Raw genomic sequence first — 17,728 nt, forward strand, 5'->3', positions numbered from 1 at the left:
TCGATTCCGATCCTTGATTGAGGTCTAGCGCTGGTTGGGTGCCGGCCGTTCGTCGCTCAGCTCATGCAAGCGGGCGACGAGGCCGGAGTGGCGCTCGCTACGGTTGGCGCAGGCTGCGCTCAGCACTTCACGACTGCCGACGATGGTGAGCTGTTGCGCCGCTCGCGTAATCCCAGTGTAGACCAGTTCGCGCGTCAGTACACGGCTCGATTGCTCGGGCAGGAGCAGGAGCACCGAGGCGAATTCGGAACCCTGCGACTTGTGGATCGTCAGCGCAAAGGCGTCCTCGTGCGCGGGCAGGCGGAGCGGTGGCAGCGGTCGCCAGCCGCCGGATGGCTCGGGGAACCAGGCCATCAGTTCGCCGCCAGCGTCGGGCAGACAGATGCCGATGTCGCCATTGAACAACTTGAGCAGGTGGTCATTGCGCTGGATCATCACCGCCCGCCCCGGGTACCAGGGTGCGTGCGCGGCGCGGTGCGCGACCGCATCCGGCAAGCGGGCGCGCAGATGGCGACTGACGAATTGATTGATCGCCGCGACGCCGCGCGCTGTTTCGCGTAGCGCACAGAGGACGCGGAAGCGCTCGAAGGCAGCAAAGACCTCGGCTAGCTCCTGGGCGCCGCTCAGGTAGGTGCTGAGCGCGGCAAAGTAGGGCTGGTAGGCGGTCAGAATGACTTCGCCGAGCGGCCGCCGGGCGTCGTCGCCGGACAGCCAATCGATCGTACGCTCCTCGCCCGCCGCGAGCCACGCGCAGAGCGCAGCACCGGCGCCCTGTCTGACCAGTGCAGCAAGCTGGCCGATGCCCGAGCTGGCGGCGAAGCGATGGCTCTCAGTCAGCCAGACGACGCAGTCACGCAAGCCGCTGCGCTCGGCCGCTGGCGCGGGTTGGATCTGCTCGCGTGGCGTTGCGCTGAGCCTTGCGAGGTCGTCGATACACTCGGCGCTGAGCGTCGGGTCGGCCGAGATCTCGGCGAAGACCGAGCCGGCTTCGACCGCCGCCAGTTGATCCTTGTCGCCGAGCAGGATCAGGCGCGCCGGCACAGGCAGCGCGGCGCACAGTCGATAGGCCAGCGCAAGGTCGAGCATCGATGCCTCGTCGACGACCAGCAGGTCGATCGGCAGCGGGTTGTCGGCGTGGTAGCGGAAGACGCCTGCCTGGCGGCTGGCGCCGAGCAGGCGGTGCAGCGTATGCGCCTCGTCGGGGAGCAGCGCCTGGATCTGGGCGGGCAGATCGACGGCGCGCCGGCGCAAAGCGTCGAGCAGGCGGGCCGCCGCCTTGCCGGTGGGCGCGGCGAGGGCGACGCGTAGACGCGGGTTCTCGGCGAGCAGGCAGGCGAGCAGCGCGACGGCAGTCGTCGTCTTGCCGGTTCCCGGCCCACCGCTGATGATCGTCAGGCGCGCGCGCGCGGCGAGCGCGACGGCGAGCTTCTGCCAGTTCGCCGGGTCGCCGGCCAGCGCGCTGCGGCGGGCGAAACAGTGCTCCAACTGGGTGCGGAAAGCGCTGCCGGGGCGCTCCATGGCGTGTCGGGCACGTCGGTCGAGGGCGGCTGCCAGTTCCCGTTCATAGTGGAAATAGCGCTGCAGGTAGATGCGCCCGCCATCGTCGATGACCAGCGGCAAGCATTGCGCCGTGCCGGCGACCGCGACCATCCGGCTCGCCTGCAGCAACGCGCGCAACTCTTCCGCCGTCCTGTCCGGGAAGGCGGTGAGGAGGTCGGCGACCTGCGCGCAGACGTGCCCGGCCTGCGTTGCCAGACTCACCAGGCGGCCGGCCGCAGCGAGCGGCGCGAGCGACGAGTCCGGCGCGCAGGCGCTGCGGGCCCAGGCAACGAGGTGGCGGGCGAAGCCCTCGGCCAGTTCGCTGCCACTCGCGCTGTCCGGGTTGCGCGCGGTGCTTGCGTTCATCGTGCCCTTCCCGATCCGTCGCCGAGCAGTAGCGCATCGAGCGATTCGATGCACGCCAGCGTTGGGCGATGACTGTAAACTCCACAGGTGCCGGCGCTGTCCCCGGTGTTGTCGGCGGTTTGCCATTGCGGGCGAACGCCGCGGACGAAAAGGTAATGCACGCTGCCGAAGTGACGCTGGTAGTCGTAGTCAGCGATTCGTTGACGCAGGTAGCGCTGCACGGCGACGGTGTAGAGGAGGTATTGCAAGTGGTAGCCGTGTTCGGCCATGGCCAGCGCCAGCCTGTCCTGTGCGTAGTCCGAAGCTTCGTAGCCCAGGTGGTTCGACTTCCAGTCTACGATGTGAAAGCGGCCGTCGTACTGAAAAATCAGATCGATGTAGCCCCTCAGGTAGCCGGCGAGCGGAATGAAGTCCAGCCGCGGCACTGGGTAGGCGCGTGTTTGCAGCCAGTGGTTGAGCGTTTGTGCGGCGAGCGGAGCGGCGGGCAGGGTGAAGCCCATCTCGGCGAGACGGTGCGCACGTCCGATTCGGGAGAGGATGATTCCGTTGGCGAGCGGCGTCGTCAGCACGTCGGCCAGCAGGCGCTGCAGCATGCGCGGCAGATGGTCGGGCGACTGCTCGGCGGGCAGGTCGGCGAGCACTTGCGGGTGGGCAGCGAGCGTCTGCGCAATGGCGTCCGGCCACTGCCGCGCATCGGCAAAATCGACCCGCTCGAAGAGTTGATGCAGGCAGTCGCCGGCAGCCGCGCCGCGCGGAAAGCGAAGAATGTCGTCGCTCGCCAGCTCGCGCGGGATGCTGGGCGGTGCGCCTCGCCATTCGGCGGCGGTGGGCTCGCCGGTCGTGCGGCCATCGTGGTCGATCGCGGCAGCTTCATGGTCGCGCGCGTGTTGCAGGCTGGTAAAGCTGTCGATCCGCCAGCCGCCGGTGATCGGGCCGGGTGCGGCAGCGACGCCGAGCGCCTCGGCGCCGCTGGTCGATGGCGCCAGCGCAACGGCGTCGAGGGGCAGCGGGGCGAGGGCAAGCGGCGCTCCATCAGCGGCCAGTGCGCGCCAGGCCTGGTTGATCTGTTCGGCGGTCAGTCGATGCTCGAGCCACTGCGCGTATTCCATGCCTGCACCGGCGACCAGCCAGTTGAGCACGCTGCGGTTGCCTGCGGTGAGCGACGGGCGACCGAAGGCGAGCGTCGAATAGCAGCCGGCGACGAGATAACAGCGATGGACCGCACGCGTCAGAGCGACGTAGATCTGGCGCATCGACTCCGCGTCGCGCGCCGCCCGGCGGCGCTGCCGGATGCTCTCGGCTTCGGCAGGCGCGAGCTCCGGCCGGAAATCGATCACTGGCCGGTCTTCGTCGTCGTGGTACTCGCAGCCTTCCAGCCGGTCCGCTGCGTTGCTCTGTCCGGACCACAGGAAAGGGCAGAAAACAACGCTGTATTCAAGCCCTTTCGCCTTGTGCACGGTGACGATCTGGACCAGATCCTGGTCCGATTCAAGACGCAACTGAGCGACCTCGTCCGCGCCGTCGCTGCGTCGCCGGCCGGCGAACCAGCGCAATAGGGCATCCGGGGCACCCTGCTCGAGCTCGGCCTGGTGCAGCAGTTCGCTCAAGTGCAGAACGTTGGTCAGACGCCTTTCGCCGTCGCTGAGTGCGAGGACGCGGCGGGCGACGCCTTCGTCTTCCAGCCAGCGGCGCAGCAAGACGCCGACGCCGCGGCGCAACCAGAGTTCGCGGTAGTCGGTGAAGCGGACCATGCGCTGCAGCAAGCCGGCCTGGTCGCTGCCGAGCGCGGCAATCGCGGCTGCGTCATGGCCGAGCAGACAGGTGGCGAGCGCCGCCATCAGCAGCGACGGTCGACTGGGCTCGAGGACGGCGTGCAGGACGCGTTCGAGATCTTCGGCGTCGCTGGTGTGGAAAATATTCTGCTGCGACAATTCGACGCTACCGATTCCCAGGCGGCGGAGGGCTTCGCGCAACTGGCGGCCTTGCGCATGGCTGCGCACGATGAGCGCGATGTCACCGGCGCTGAGCGGTCGTTGATCGAGCGTGATGCGCCCGGCGCGCGCCTCGTTGAGCAGACGGGCGACTTCGTAGGCGGTCGCCGCCAGGACACGGTGGACGGCGTCGGCGCGCATCGGTGGCTGACCGCCCTCGTCGGCGAGCAGCCAGATGCGCAATGGCGCCGGCGTCGGATCACTCAGGTCGAGCAGCAGCGGGCGCGGCTTTTCCCCCGCGCTGACCGGCGGGTAGCTCAGTCCGGGCAGGATGAAACAGCGCGGGTTGGCGGCAAACAGGGCGTTGTACGCGGCGAGCAGCGCAGGGGTCGAACGCTGGTTACTGCGCAGCGTGAATGGCGTTCCGGCGTGTCGCCGGGCGGCCAGGTAGGTCGGCAGGTCGGCGTTGCGAAAGCTGTAGATCGCCTGCTTCGGGTCGCCGACAAGAAAGAGCGAGCCGGACGGCTGTGTTTCGCCAGCGCCGTATATGCTGCGGAAGATCGAGTACTGCTGCGGGTCGGTGTCCTGAAACTCGTCGATCAGGGCAACTGGATAGCGCGTGCGCAGCGACTCGCGCAGCCACGCATTCTCGCCCGCGCCCAATGCGCCATCGACATGCTGCAGCAGGTCGTCGAAGGAGAGCAAACGTTGGCGCAGCTTCTCCTGGCGCAGCGAGCTGCCGGCTTCATCGAACATGCGCCGCAGCAGGCCGAGGCGGGCAAGTTCCAGCGTCTGCGTCAGCGCGCCGTACGCGGCCAGCAATTCGCGTGCGGCAACGAAAAAGGGATGTGCGGGCGGCGACTGGTTCTTCTTGGTGCGCGTGCCGATGACATCGGCGTCGAACAGCGACAACCTGGCAGCCTCGTCGGCTGGGGCAGCGAGCGCGTCGCCGTTCGCTAGCCACGCCTGCCAGGCGCGCGCCGCACTGGCCACTGTCTCGGCCTTGTACGAGTTGGCATTGAGCGCGCCGATTCCCTCGAGCAAGGCAGCTTCTGCGCTGACGCCGCCGCTCGTCCAGCTTCGTCGCGCCTGCGCGAAGGCGGCCTGCAGTGCGCCATCGTCCGGCCTCGCGGCGCCAGGTCCAACCGGCCAGATGACGCGCGAGCGGGGCTTGGCCGTCTGCCGCGCGAGCAGGCTGGCCCAGACCTCGGGCGAATCCTGGCGACGGGCGAGGAAGCGAGCGAGGATGGGCGAGGTTTGCTGGCCGGCGACATGCCGGCGCCAGAAATCCTGCACTGCCTGCAGATGGAGCGCCCGGTCGTCGTGCAGCAGTTCGAGGCTGAACGGCAGGCGGGCGGCAAACGGCGTCTCGGCGAGCACGCGCTGGCAAAAGCCGTGAATGGTGAACACCGCTGCTTCGTCGAAGCTGTGCAGCGCGTTGCTCAGGCATAACGCCAGGCTTGCCCGATCAGCACCGGTGGTCGTTGCGGCTCTGGCAAGCAGGCGTTCGGCAAAGGGATCGGCGGTCGTCGCGCCCGGGCGGACGAGATGAATCATTTCTGCCAGACGGTTGCGTATCCGCTCGCGCAATTCGGCGGCCGCCGCGTTGGTGAAGGTCACCACCAGAATTCGGCTGAGCGCGAGCTGACGCTCGAGCAGCAGGCGCAGGTAAAGGCTGCAGATGGCCCAGGTCTTGCCCGTACCGGCCGAGGCCTCGATCAGGCGGATGCCGTCGAGCGGGCAGCTCAGGACATCGAGTTCGACAGCCGCTGGGCTGTCCGGTGGGTGTGGAGCGATCACTGCGCTTCCTCTTCGAGGTGCTCGCGCAGCACACCAAAGATGCGGCTGGCGTGCTCGATGAAATCAGCGTCGAGCGGGTCGGCCAGGCCCCTGAGCGCCAGGCGGTAGGCCGCATCGTCCTGCTCGCCCCAGGGCGCAGCGGCGGTGGTGAACCAGCGCTGGCGTGCCGCCGCGTCGCCGTTCTTCGCGCTGACGTAGGCCCAGGCGCTTTTCGGGAAGAAATGCAGGGGTTCGACCAGCCCGCGCCGGTAGAGCGCCAGCAAATCGCGCAGGTGCGCACGAGCGCGGTCGGGCAGGCAGGGGCGCAGGTGAAACGAGCCGTCGCGTGCGTGCCAGTAGGTGCTCGCGCTGACCGCGTCGGGTGCTGCCGCGCAGAGGAAGAGATGATTGATCCAGGCGGCGAGATAATCGCTCGCGCGTCGATCGTCGTAGCGGTAACGCACCAGCCCGGCTGGCCGCAGGTCGCCGAACGCGCCGGAAAGCTGCCAGTCTTCGTCGCTGATGCGGAAGTTGAGAAGTGTCTGCATTGGCGGGAGCGGTGCCGCTGTCAGGCGCGCGCGCAGTTGCTCAGCGAAGCTGCTCAGCCGGGCGACCTCCTCATCCAGCATCCGTTCGCCGAGTGGTCCGGCCGGGAACTCGTTGCCGGCCAGCGCCAGGCGCAGCAGTTCGTCGGCCGGGCTGCCGGCGAGCGCCGCCGGCAGAATGCGTCCGGCCAGCGCCTGGCGCGCGGCGTAGTCGGACAAAAAGGGTTCCTCGTCGGGCAGTTCATCCTCGGCCGCAGCCAGCGCGATGTTCAGCCGCTGTACGAGCAGCGTTCGGCAGGGGTTGTGGAAGAAACGGAGCAACTGGTCGAGGCTGACCTGACGCCATTCCGCTGGCGGCGGATCGAGCGCGCGAGTGAAGAAAGGTGCGCCGGCTTGGTCGGCGCTGGCTTCCGGCGACTCGTCGTCGCTGGCGGGTGGCACGCCGCTGGTGGTAGCGCGCGCAGTGCGTGTCTGGGCGAGGGCTTGGCAGTAGTCGGCGTTGAAGCTGCGTCGGCGCGGGTCGGCGTCGATCCGGAAGTAAGCCGGCGAGAAGGCCTGCAGTGGGTGCTCGACGGTCAGCCGCCGTCTGGCCGCGTGCCGACTGTCGGCATCGTCCGGGTTGTCGGCGCAGGCAAGGGCGACGTAATCGCGCAGCTCGGCAAGCAGTACCGACGGTGGCAGCACGCTGTTGTCGCGCACGCTACGGCCGCTGTAGCTCAGGTAGAGACGCTCGCCGGCGGCGAGAACGAGGTCGAGGAACAGATTGCGCTCGTCGATGCGCGCCTGTCGGTCGCCGCGCGCCGGTCGCAGGGCGATCAGGTCGAACTCGAGCGGCCGAGTGTTGCTCGGGAAAACACCGTCGTCCAGACCGAGCAGGCAGACGATGCGGTAGGGCAGCGCACGCAAGCTGGCAAGGGAGCTGAAGCTGAGCACGCCGCTGGGTACGCCGCCTCGGCCGTGATCGTCAAAGAGCTGTTGCAGGGCCTGGTGAATGACTCGCAGCGGCACTGGCGTGTGCGTGTCACCGCGCGACATGTTGCCGTGCAAAGTGGCGATCGCCGCCTGCACTGCGCGCAGATCCTCGATCTGTTCGTCGTCAGGCAGCGCGAAGCGCATCAGCGCCCGGCTGAGCGATTGCTGCCAGCCGTCGGCATCCATGGCGCGTGCCCATTCGTCGCGCTGGGCGGCGAGCGCGTCGAGAAAACGCCACCAGCGGCCGAGCGTGAGCGCGTCGCTACCTTCCGGATTGCCCGCAGCGATACGTCCGCCGACGACGATGCGGCTGGCTTGCGGTTGATCACCCAGAGCATAGGCGAGAAACAGGCGGTGCATACCGTCGGCAAAGCTGTGCTGGTCGCCATCCGGCAACTGAAGCTGGCAGCGTTCACGGCCGTCCAGACCCCAGCGCATGCGCGTCTCGCGCATCCAGCCGCGGATCAGCTCGAGGTCGTCGCTGGTCAGCGCGAAGCGCGCAGCGACTGCTGGCTGAAGGAGCAGCGCGAAGACCGAACTGGCGGTGAAGCGGCTGGCACAGAGGGCAAGCAGGTCGTCGAGCACGCGCGCCAGCGGATTGCTGCGCCTTGCCGGCAGGCCGGTGATGGCATACGGGATCCGGCGATTGATCGGCACCGTTCCGAAGACCGCGTCGATCAGCGGCGCTGCTGCCGACAGATCGGGAACGGCGACCAGGATCTGATCGAGCGCTGGTGGGTCAGGCGCAGCGAAAAGCGCCAGCAACTGGTCGTGCAGCACCTCCAGTTGGCGCGTCAGCGAGTGGCAGACGTGTATCTCCAGGCTGCGATCGTCGGCGGCCAGGGCGATGCTGCCGGGTTCCAACTCGCGCAGCTCGAGGATCGCGTTCTGCAACTGCGCCAGCAGGCAATTGCTCGCCGCGGGCAGAAAAACGCTATCTTCCTCGACGATCGCCGCCGCGTCGCCGAGCAGCAGATCGACATGCGCCTGCGTCTGCCCGCCCCAGGCGGCGAGCAAGGCGTTGCCGCTTTCGTGATAGGCCAGCCGGCCCTGCTGCGCGAGGTAGCCCAGACGTTTGCGGTCGACAATCTCGAACCAGTATTCGCGGCAAGGATTGAGCACGAAGAGCTTGAGGTCGACCCAGCGCGCGAGCCGCTGCAGGATGTCGAGATAGAGTGGCGGCAGCGTATGCAGGCAGAAAAGGCTGGCGCTCGTCGGCAGGCCGGCGAGGCCAGTGGCAGCCGCTCCGCGCCGCTCGATCTCGCGAAAGAATGTGGCCGCCGGGTGTTCAGGCGACGTTCCCAGTTCGCCCGCCAAGCGGCGCCAGAGCGCCGCCTGCCACGCTTCGTCGTCGGCCGAGGCGTGCGCTGTTGCCGGCAAGCCGGCGCGCTGCCCGGCCGACCAGGCAGCCAGCCATGCTGGGCGATAGGTGACGTAGGCCTCGATCAGTTGCGCCACGCGCTGGGCAAGCTCGAAGCGCATCAGCGGGTCGGCATCGTGCAGGTAGGCCGCCAGGCGCGCGTGCCGGGCGACGAATGCCGTATCGCCGAACACCTCGTAGATTCGCCAGGCAAGCGCTGGCGGCGTGAAAGGGGATTCGCCGTCGATTTCGATCAGCCGCGAGATCTGCAGCCACACCCACTCGCCGAGGTAGGAGAATTTGAGGTTCGCACCGATTCCCAGGTGGTCGGCGCAAGCCAGTTCAACTCGGCGCCGCAGCGCGCTGCTCGGAATGATGACCTGCTGTGCCTCGAGCGGCGCGCAGCGTTCGCTCGCCAGGCGATCGAGCAGGCTGGCGAGGAGAATCTCGAAGCGGTTGGAAAGCATCAGGCGCAGCATCGGGGGTGGGTCTGGATGGTCGGCGAGGATTATCACATTCGGGCCAAGCCGTCGCTCGGCCGCCGGCAGCGCGAGGGCAAGTGGGAAAAGCGACCGGTCGACGCCGGGCAGGGTGTAGCATGCCACGTTTCGCTGTGGTCAAAGGAGGCGAAATCAATTATGCTGGCTGGCCTGGATCCCAGGAAAACCTATAATCTGAAATCTGCAACCAACAACCTATAACATAACCGTGGATGGAGTTTGACGGATGACCAACAAAGGGCAACTCTTACAAGACCCGTTTCTCAACACACTGCGGCGGGAGCGCGTTCCGGTGTCGATCTACCTGGTGAATGGGATCAAGCTCCAGGGCCAGGTCGAATCCTTCGATCAGTATGTGGTCCTGCTCAAGAATACTGTCACCCAGATGGTGTACAAGCACGCCATCTCGACTGTTGTACCCGCGCGCCCGATCACGATTGCGCAGGATTCCGACAACGACGCGTGAGGGGTTTCGGCGTTTCCTGTCTCCTGTTGCGACCATGCCGCTGAGCGACGTGAAGGTCGCTGTCCGTCCGAAGTGCGCACCGCGCTGCGCCAATGCGCGGTGCGCAGGCGCGCGCCAGGATGTCTGAACGCATGCCCAGCGGGGAGCGGGCGGTCATTGTTCAACTTGACTTCACCGGCGAGGAACAGAGCGAGCAGCTTGCGGAAGTGCGTCTGCTGGCGCGCTCCGCGGGCGCTGCGGTTTGTACGGTCGTTCTCGGGCGGCGCGACAGCCCGGATGCGGCAACCTTTGCCGGCAAGGGCAAAGTGCAGGAAATCGCTGCCGAGATTGCCGCGCACGAAGCCGATCTGGTCATCTTCAACCACGAGCTGAGCGCTGGCCAGGAGCGTAATCTGGAGCGTGCTCTGGGGTGTCGGGTGGTCGATCGGACCAGTCTCATTCTTGACATCTTCGCGCAGCGTGCGCAGAGCGCGGAAGGCAAGCTGCAGGTTGAACTGGCCCAGCTTGAACATCTGGCAACCCGGCTGGTGCGTGGGTGGACTCACCTGGAGCGGCAGAAAGGCGGTATCGGTTTGCGCGGTCCGGGTGAGACACAGCTCGAGACCGATCGCCGTCTGCTCGGTATTCGGGTCGGCGTTCTGAAGGAGCGGCTGGCCCGGCTCGAAAGGCAGCGCGGTGTGCAACGCAAGGCGCGCGGTCGCGGCAAGCTGCTCAACGTCTCGCTGGTCGGCTATACCAATGCGGGTAAGTCGACCTTGTTCAACGCCCTGACGCACGCCAAAGTGTTTGCCGCCGATCAGTTGTTCGCCACGCTCGATACAACGACGCGCAAGCTCTGGCTGCAGGAGGCCGGGCACATCGTGTTGTCGGATACCGTCGGCTTCATTCGCGACCTGCCGCACTCGCTCGTCGCAGCCTTTCACGCCACATTGGAAGCGACCGCGGAAGCCGATCTGCTGCTGCACGTCGTCGATTCCGCAAGCTCGGCGCGCGACGAGCAGATGGCCGACGTCAACCAGGTGCTGGCCGAGATCGGCGCCGACCGTGTTCCCCAAATGATCGTCTTCAACAAGCTGGATCTGACCGGGCTGCCGCCGGCGGTCGAACGCGACGAGTATGGTAAAATCCGCCGGATTCGCGTCAGCGCACGTTGCGGCGAGGGTCTGCCTTTGCTGCGCGCGGCTTTGGCCGAAGTGGCCTTGGCCAAGAAAGGATGTAGCCCCGGCGACGCGCTGCAAGGCAGCCCGGCGCCGCCGGGTATCGATGTGCTTTCCGATCGGGATTGGTCCGCATGATTTCAAGCCTTGGAGTGTTGATGTCGCTTAACGATCCGCAGTGGGGCAATCGGGGTGGCGATGGCGGGGGCGGCAGACGGCCGAATCAAGGGCCACCCGACCTGGAGCAGCTTTGGCGGGATCTCAATCGTCGCCTGTCCGGCATCTTCGACCGGAAGAAGCCAGGCGGTCCACGTGGCGACGAGCCCGGCGATGGCGGCGGCGGACCGCCGCCGGTACCATTCAATTTCAGGTTTCTCGGCGGGGGGATCGGTGTCTTGCTGGCGCTCGTCCTGGTCGTCTGGCTGGCCAGCGGTTTCTACATCGTCGATGAGTCGCAGCGGGGTCTGGTGCTCCAGTTCGGTCGTTACAAGGCGAGCGTCGAATCCGGCTTGCGTTGGCGCCTGCCGTATCCAATACAGTCACACGAGCTGGTCAATGTTTCCGGTGTGCGGACGATCGAGATCGGCTACCGTGGCAGCGAGAAGAACAAAGTCCTGAAAGAGGCGCTGATGCTGACGGATGATGAAAACATCATCAACATCCAGTTCGCCGTGCAGTACATCCTGAAGGACCCGGTCGATTACATCTTCAACAACCGCAATCCAGACGAAGCGGTGATGCAGGTGGCGGAAACCGCGATCCGCGAGATCGTGGGCAAGAACCGGATGGATTTCGTTCTCTACGAAGGGCGCGAGCAGATTGCCGTCAGCGCGGCGAAGCTGATGCAGGACGTGCTCGACCGCTACAAGACCGGCATCCTGATCTCGAAGGTGACGATGCAGAACGCGCAGCCGCCGGAACAGGTGCAGGCGGCGTTCGATGATGCGGTGAAGGCATCGCAGGACCGCGAGAGGCAGAAGAACGAAGGTCAGGCTTACGCCAACGACGTGATTCCGAAGGCGCGGGGCACGGCCGCCCGGCTGATGGAAGAAGCAGAAGGCTATCGGCAACGGGTGATTGCTACCGCCGAGGGCGACGCCAGCCGCTTCCGTCAGGTGAACACCGAGTACGTCAAGGCGCCCGAGGTGACGCGCAGCCGCATGTATCTCGAAACCATGCAACAGGTGTATTCGAATACGACCAAGGTGATGGTCGATAGCAAAGGGCAGGGCAATCTGCTCTACTTGCCGCTCGACAAGTTGCTGCAAGCAGCCGGTGCCGGAGCTGCTGCGGCAGCGGCACCGGCCAGTGCCAGCGAGGCGCCGCCACCTCCGCGGGCGGCGCCTGCGGTGGCGAACGAAGTACCGCCGCAGGTCGCGGAAAAGTCCGAGACCCGCTCGCGGGAAAACCTCAGGCAGCGTGATCGGGAGGCGCGTTGATGAGATCGGGAATCAATCTGCTGGCTGCGTTGCTGGTCGCCTTCGTCGTCGTCCTCGGGGCGACAATCTTCACGGTCGACCAACGGCAGTATGCCATCGTCTTTCAACTCGGTGAGGTGCGCAACGTCATCGACGAGCCTGGGCTGTATTTCAAGTGGCCGCTGATTCAGAACGTGCGCTATTTCGACAAGCGCATCCTGACGCTCGACAGCGCCGAGCCCGAGCGCTTCATCACATCCGAGAAGAAGAACGTGTTGGTCGATTCGTTTACCAAGTGGCGGATCGTCGACCCGAAGCTCTATTACATCTCCGTGGCCGGCGACGAATCGCGCGCCAAGACGCGCCTTTCGCAGACGGTGAACGCGGGTTTGCGCGAGGAATTCGGCAAGCGGACGGTGCATGACGTCGTCTCGGGCGAGCGCGACAAGATCATGGAGCAGATGCGCGAGAAGGCTGATCTGGATGCGCGCAAGATCGGCGTGCAGATCGTTGATGTGCGCGTCAAGCGGGTTGAACTTCCGGTCGACGTCAGCGAATCTGTCTATCGTCGGATGGACGCTGAACGCAAGCGAGTGGCCAACGAGTTGCGATCGCAAGGTTCGGCCGAGGCGGAAAAGATACGTGCAGACGCCGACAAGCAGCGCGAGGTGATCGTCGCCGAGGCTTATCGCGAAGCCCAGAAAATGAAAGGCGATGGCGACGCCAAGGCGGCTGCCATTTACGCAAGCGCCTTCCAGAGCAATCCGGAGTTTTATGCCTTCTATCGTAGCCTGGAGGCCTATCGGGGCAGCTTCAAGGGCAAGAGCGATGTGATCGTCGTCGAACCCAACTCGGAGTTCTTCAAGTACATGAAGAGTATCGGTCGGGGTGGCGATAAAGCCGCCAAATGAGCGAAACGCTGCTCCTTGCGTTTGCCCTGATGCTCGTTCTCGAAGGTGTTGTGCCATTCGTCGCCCCGAGTACTTGGCGCGAGACTTTCCGCCGCCTGATCCGCTTTTCGGATGGACAGATCAGGTTTTTTGGTCTGACTTCGATGTTGATCGGGCTGGTCTTGCTGGTCGTTCTGAAATGAACTGGCTGTTGCCCGAGCACATTGCCGATGTTCTACCCGCTGAAGCGGCGCAAATCGAGCGTCTCCGGCGCATGCTGCTTGACCAGTTCCAGGTCCATGGTTACGAACTGGTCATGCCGCCCTTGCTCGAGCACCTTGATTCGCTGCTGACCGGTTCCGGACAGGATCTGAAGCTGCGCACGTTCAAGCTCGTCGACCAGCTTTCGGGACGGACGCTCGGCGTGCGCGCCGACATCACACCACAGGTCGCGCGGATCGATGCGCACCTGCTCAATCGCTCAGGGGTCACCCGTTTGTGTTATTGCGGCAGCGTGCTGCACACGCTGCCGGCGGCGCTCACCGCCAGCCGCGAGCCGATCCAGATCGGTGCGGAACTCTATGGTTATGCCGGTCTGGCGGCCGACCGCGAGGTCATCCGCCTGATGGCCGATGCCCTGGGCGGTACGGGAATCGCCGCAGCGCGCATCGACCTCGGGCATGTCGGCGTCTTTCGCTCGCTGGTCGTGGCGGCAGGCCTGGACAGCGAGATGGAGACGAACCTGTTGCAGTTGCTGCAGGGAAAGGATGCCGCCGGCTTGCGCGAATGTTGCCGCGAACTTGTCGAGCCTTACCGGTCGGCGCTGATCGCGCTGCCCGATCTCTACGGTGGTGCGGAGACGCTGGACGCTGCAGCGCGCTGGTTGCCGGCGCTGCCGGCCGTCGTCGCGGCTCTGCACGACCTGCGAGCGCTCGACGAATCGCTACCCGAGGTGCCGCTGTCGTTCGATCTGGCGGATTTGCGCGGCTATCGCTACCACAATGGCGTCGTCTTTGCGGCGTATCATGCGGGGATCTCGAGTGCGCTCGCGCTGGGTGGCCGCTACGATGGGGTGGGCAGGATTTTCGGTCGGGAGCGACCGGCCACCGGGTTCTCGCTTGATCTGCGCGAGATCGCCAGGCTGGTAGAACGTAGTCCCGCAGGATCAGCCATCATGGCGCCGTGTGCAACCGGCGACCAGGGGCTGACGGAGACGATCGCGGTGCTGCGCAAACAGGGCGAGACGGTCATCGAACTTCTCCCCGGCGAGACGCTCAGCGCAGCGACGCCGAGCGATCGCCATCTGGTAAAGTACGACGGGAAGTGGCGCATCGAGCATGTCAACAGGAACGGATGAGGCGCATGGCTAAGAACGTTGTGGTCGTCGGTACCCAGTGGGGCGATGAAGGCAAAGGAAAGATCGTTGATTGGCTGACCGATCACGCGAAAGGCGTGGTCCGCTTTCAGGGCGGGCACAATGCGGGCCACACGCTGGTCGTCGGCTCGACGACCTACAAGCTCAACCTGGTTCCTTCAGGAATCGTCCGCGCGGGGGTCGATTGCTTCATCGGCAACGGCGTCGTTCTCGACATTCACCACCTGATCAGCGAAATACGGGCACTCGAAGCAGGTGGCATCGATGTGCGAGGGCGGCTGAAGATCAGTCCCGGGTGTCCAATCATTCTCGGCTGCCATTCGGCGATCGATCATGCGCGCGAAGCCGCCAAGTGCGCCGACGTGCGCATTGGTACGACTGGCAAAGGCATCGGTCCGGCCTACGAAGACAAGGTCGCCCGCCGCGCGCTGCGGGTTTATGACCTGTTCTATCCCGGCCGTTTTGCCGAGAAGCTGAAGGAAAATCTCGCTTACCACAACTTCGTCCTGACCCATTACCTGAACGCGCAAGCGGTCGACTACGAGGCCATCCTGGCCGAGGCGATGGCCGACGCCGAGCAGATCAAACCGCTTGTCGGCGACGTTTCGGCAGCCTTGCACGCGCTCAACAAGGCGGGTCACAACCTGCTGTTCGAAGGCGCCCAGGGAGCGTTGCTCGACATCGACCACGGTACGTATCCGTTCGTCACATCGTCCAACTGCGTTGCCGGACAGGCGGCTGCCGGATCCGGAGTCGGCCCGGGAATGCTGCATTACGTGCTGGGAATTACCAAGGCGTACTCGACACGGGTCGGCGGTGGACCCTTTCCAAGCGAACTGGATATCGAAAGGGAAGGCACGCCCGGCTATCAGATGTCGCAGAAGGGCCGCGAGTTCGGTACGGTTACCGGACGGAAGCGTCGTTGCGGCTGGTTGGACACGGCTGCCTTGAAGCGATCGATCCAGATCAACGGCGTCACCGGACTTTGTGTCACGAAGCTGGACGTGCTCGACGGCTTGTCTGAAATTCGCATCTGTACCGGCTATCGGCTGGACGGGAACAACATCGACCTGTTGCCGATGGGGGCGGATGAGGTCGCTGGCTGTGAGCCGATCGTCGAGAGCATGCCTGGGTGGTTGGTCTCGACGGCGGGAGCGAACACGCTGGAAGCGCTGCCGGCGGCAGCGCGGGCTTACCTCACACGCGTCGAAGAGCTGTGTGAGGTGCCGATCGACGTCGTATCGACCGGACCCGAAAGGCGCGAGACGATCGTTCGTCGTCATCCACTCGAATAGGACTGGCCGGCATGGGGATCCTGGATTGGTTCAAGAATCGAGCTGCCCAGTTCGATGCGGACGGTGTCTCGGAAGACACCGTGCAGCGGGCGGCGGAAAAGGCGATTGCCCTGACCAATCCCCGCTTGCGGGTGCTGCCGGACTGCCACAGCCGACTGATCCCGGCGGTGCGGCGTACGGTGATCTTCTTGACCGAGGTGTTGCGCGGACTGCCCCCGGCGCGACCCATTTCCGCCGCTGCATGGTCGAGCGATGCCGCCTTGCGTGCGTTCTTTGTCGCGCCTTCCGATATTCCAGCAATGCTTGGCCGCTCGCAAAACCTGCGTACCGTCTTCGCCAAGTTTCCCGAGCTCGACGCAGCGTACCTGGTCCTTGGAATGGCCTTGAACGAGCAACGCAGCCTGGGGATCGCACTGCAGGGCACAATTGTGCAGCGTGATGTCGTGCAGACCAGCATCAGTTTTTCTGATCATAGGGCGCATCTATGTAGTCGCGACGAGTCTCGACTGCACCGACTGGTCGGTGCACAAGCCTACGAATTTCTTCTCGCCGAAGCCTTGTCGGAGATCGGCGAGGACCGCGTCGAGCGGCAGGAACTCCAGGCCAATCGGGCGCTGATCGGGGCACGGCTGCGTTTGCTGCGACAGCAGGGACCCGGTCTCGGGTCGATGTTTGACGCGGGCCTACCCGGCAACAGCGAGCAGGCGACGCTGGAAGCGAAGTTGGTTGAGAACGAGCAGCAGTTGGCTGCTATCGGTGGGGGCGAGTCTGCCTTGGAAGCAGAACTCGATTGCCTGATCCAAGTGCTCGACAATCCGCAGCGCTACCTGCGTGTCGAGCAGCGCGAGCTGCGACTCAACACGATGAACGTCGTCGTCGGTGCTGACGACAGCGGTCCAGTGGCGGATGTCAGGTTTTCGCTTGCCGAATTGGCAGGCTCGAGTCCACGGAGAAGGGCGTTTGTCCTGTTTCATGTGGCGCGTTCCGAACTGCCTACGGTGCAGGGTATCGACTTTGATCTTGCAGCGCGCTGTTTGTGATCACCAGGCGGCGGCGGAACGCGACGCCGCGACATAAACCGTGGCTGCCGATGCGGATGGCGTGCAGCAGCCCGTTTCCTACGGAGAAAGCAGATTGAATCGAGAACAGTTGCGTGACCGGCTGCTGGCACCGGTCTATCAGTGGACGCGTCTCGGGCGGCAGAGCAGCAAGCTGATGGTAGCGGCGAGCGATGTCGTCAGCTTGCGCTATCGCCGGCTGCTGCGGAGCAACCCAGTGGCCGCAGCCTACTGGGCCGAGGTGGCCCAGATGAACTTGGAAAAAGTGTCCGTACCCATCGAGTGCGCCGCTGCGATGGCCAGCACGCTACCCGTTCAGACGGCCAGGTTCGCCGCGCAAACCGGGGAAGCACTGCTGGGGTGCATGCGCGCCGCATCGGCACTTGTCGGAAGCCGTAGTCACGAGGAAATAATCGAGCAGACGCAAGGCCTTGCCGACGCCGTGGGCGACTTGGTCACCAGCTTCTGGCAGTTTGCCGCGTATCCAGCCGAAGTCGCCAGCGCTGGCGTCGCGCCTTTGCTTCGTCAGGTGGACGAGAACCTAGATCGTCTGAACAAGCGATAAGGCAAGGACGGCTTCAGGCTACCGCGATCGGCGAAGGTCAGCGAACTTGTTGACCGGGGCCTTCAGGCTTGCTAAAATTCTTCTCCTTCGCTGCACGAGAACTTCCAAGCGGTTAAGAAGGTGGTGGTAGCGAAGCTGATGAAGCCTTAGCACGCGCTCATCAATAACGCGGGGTGGAGCAGTCTGGCAGCTCGTCGGGCTCATAACCCGAAGGTCACAGGTTCAAATCCTGTCCCCGCAACCAGTTCTTTAAAAATTGGACAACCGATAGGTGTGAGTTCTTGATCTGGTGCGGTCTTCGCGAGGGGGCCGCAAAGAGATGAGAACTCGCAAGATGAAAGCTGTTGGATTCGTGTAGGGTGAAAAGTTTCTGCGCTGTTTTTTGCGTTGGGGCGATTGATCTGAAGCGGAGCTGACAGGACGTCAAGCGAGAGTTTTAACAGGAATTGAACTGAAGAGTTTGATCCTGGCTCAGATTAAACGCTGGCGGCATGCCTTACACATGCAAGTCG

Annotated in this window: 12 protein-coding genes, 1 tRNA gene and 1 rRNA gene; 11 read left to right on the top strand and 3 right to left on the bottom strand. The window is 64.9% G+C overall.

What is annotated here, in order from left to right:
- Positions 1 to 24 precede the first annotated feature (24 nt).
- From recD to recC, 3 genes are read right to left on the bottom strand one after another with little or no spacing between them, the layout of a single operon-like run.
- Positions 25 to 1,905 carry an exodeoxyribonuclease V subunit alpha gene (gene recD / locus Q1L59_RS16160; RefSeq protein ID WP_300334187.1) on the bottom strand — a complete coding sequence of 627 codons (1,881 nt, stop codon included), beginning with the start codon at positions 1,903 to 1,905 and terminating at the stop codon, positions 25 to 27.
- A complete protein-coding gene (gene recB / locus Q1L59_RS16165; RefSeq protein WP_300334189.1) occupies positions 1,902 to 5,636 on the bottom strand; it encodes an exodeoxyribonuclease V subunit beta in 3,735 nt (1,244 codons plus the stop codon). The genes recD and recB overlap by 4 nt, the downstream gene beginning before the upstream one ends.
- A complete protein-coding gene (gene recC / locus Q1L59_RS16170; protein ID WP_366145669.1) occupies positions 5,633 to 9,097 on the bottom strand; it encodes an exodeoxyribonuclease V subunit gamma in 3,465 nt (1,154 codons plus the stop codon). The genes recB and recC overlap by 4 nt, the downstream gene beginning before the upstream one ends.
- Positions 9,098 to 9,218: 121 nt before the next feature.
- Here recC and hfq point away from each other — a divergent pair, with 121 nt between their 5' ends.
- From hfq to Q1L59_RS16225, 11 genes are all read left to right on the top strand, one after another.
- Positions 9,219 to 9,458, top strand: a complete 240-nt coding sequence (gene hfq / locus Q1L59_RS16175) for an RNA chaperone Hfq (protein ID WP_300334191.1) — start codon at positions 9,219 to 9,221, stop codon at positions 9,456 to 9,458.
- A 119-nt stretch (positions 9,459 to 9,577) separates the two neighbouring features.
- Positions 9,578 to 10,753: a GTPase HflX gene (gene hflX / locus Q1L59_RS16180; protein WP_300334194.1), complete on the top strand. Its 1,176-nt coding sequence runs from the start codon at positions 9,578 to 9,580 to the stop codon at positions 10,751 to 10,753.
- A 20-nt stretch (positions 10,754 to 10,773) separates the two neighbouring features.
- On the top strand, positions 10,774 to 12,054 hold the full coding sequence (gene hflK / locus Q1L59_RS16185) for an FtsH protease activity modulator HflK (protein ID WP_300334196.1): 1,281 nt from the start codon (positions 10,774 to 10,776) through the stop codon (positions 12,052 to 12,054).
- On the top strand, positions 12,054 to 12,944 hold the full coding sequence (gene hflC / locus Q1L59_RS16190; protein ID WP_300334198.1) for a protease modulator HflC: 891 nt from the start codon (positions 12,054 to 12,056) through the stop codon (positions 12,942 to 12,944). The genes hflK and hflC overlap by 1 nt, the downstream gene beginning before the upstream one ends.
- Positions 12,941 to 13,126 carry a DUF2065 domain-containing protein gene (locus Q1L59_RS16195; RefSeq protein ID WP_300334200.1) on the top strand — a complete coding sequence of 62 codons (186 nt, stop codon included), beginning with the start codon at positions 12,941 to 12,943 and terminating at the stop codon, positions 13,124 to 13,126. Before hflC ends, Q1L59_RS16195 begins: the two co-directional genes overlap by 4 nt.
- Positions 13,123 to 14,280, top strand: coding sequence for an ATP phosphoribosyltransferase regulatory subunit (locus Q1L59_RS16200; RefSeq protein WP_300334203.1), 1,158 nt, complete (start codon positions 13,123 to 13,125; stop codon positions 14,278 to 14,280). Before Q1L59_RS16195 ends, Q1L59_RS16200 begins: the two co-directional genes overlap by 4 nt.
- Before the next feature lie 5 nt (positions 14,281 to 14,285).
- Complete coding sequence (locus Q1L59_RS16205) at positions 14,286 to 15,593, top strand: adenylosuccinate synthase (RefSeq protein ID WP_300334206.1); 1,308 nt, start codon at positions 14,286 to 14,288, stop codon at positions 15,591 to 15,593.
- 11 nt (positions 15,594 to 15,604) lie between these two features.
- Complete coding sequence (locus Q1L59_RS16210; RefSeq protein WP_300334208.1) at positions 15,605 to 16,633, top strand: hypothetical protein; 1,029 nt, start codon at positions 15,605 to 15,607, stop codon at positions 16,631 to 16,633.
- A gap of 94 nt (positions 16,634 to 16,727) precedes the next feature.
- A complete protein-coding gene (locus tag Q1L59_RS16215) occupies positions 16,728 to 17,216 on the top strand; it encodes a hypothetical protein (RefSeq protein ID WP_300334211.1) in 489 nt (162 codons plus the stop codon).
- Between the two features lie 167 nt (positions 17,217 to 17,383).
- Positions 17,384 to 17,460: transfer RNA gene (locus tag Q1L59_RS16220), tRNA-Met, on the top strand.
- A 204-nt stretch (positions 17,461 to 17,664) separates the two neighbouring features.
- Positions 17,665 to 17,728: ribosomal RNA gene (locus Q1L59_RS16225) — 16S ribosomal RNA — on the top strand; the annotation flags it as partial.

Source organism: Accumulibacter sp. (genome assembly GCF_029255125.1).
Lineage (GTDB): Bacteria > Pseudomonadota > Gammaproteobacteria > Burkholderiales > Rhodocyclaceae > Accumulibacter.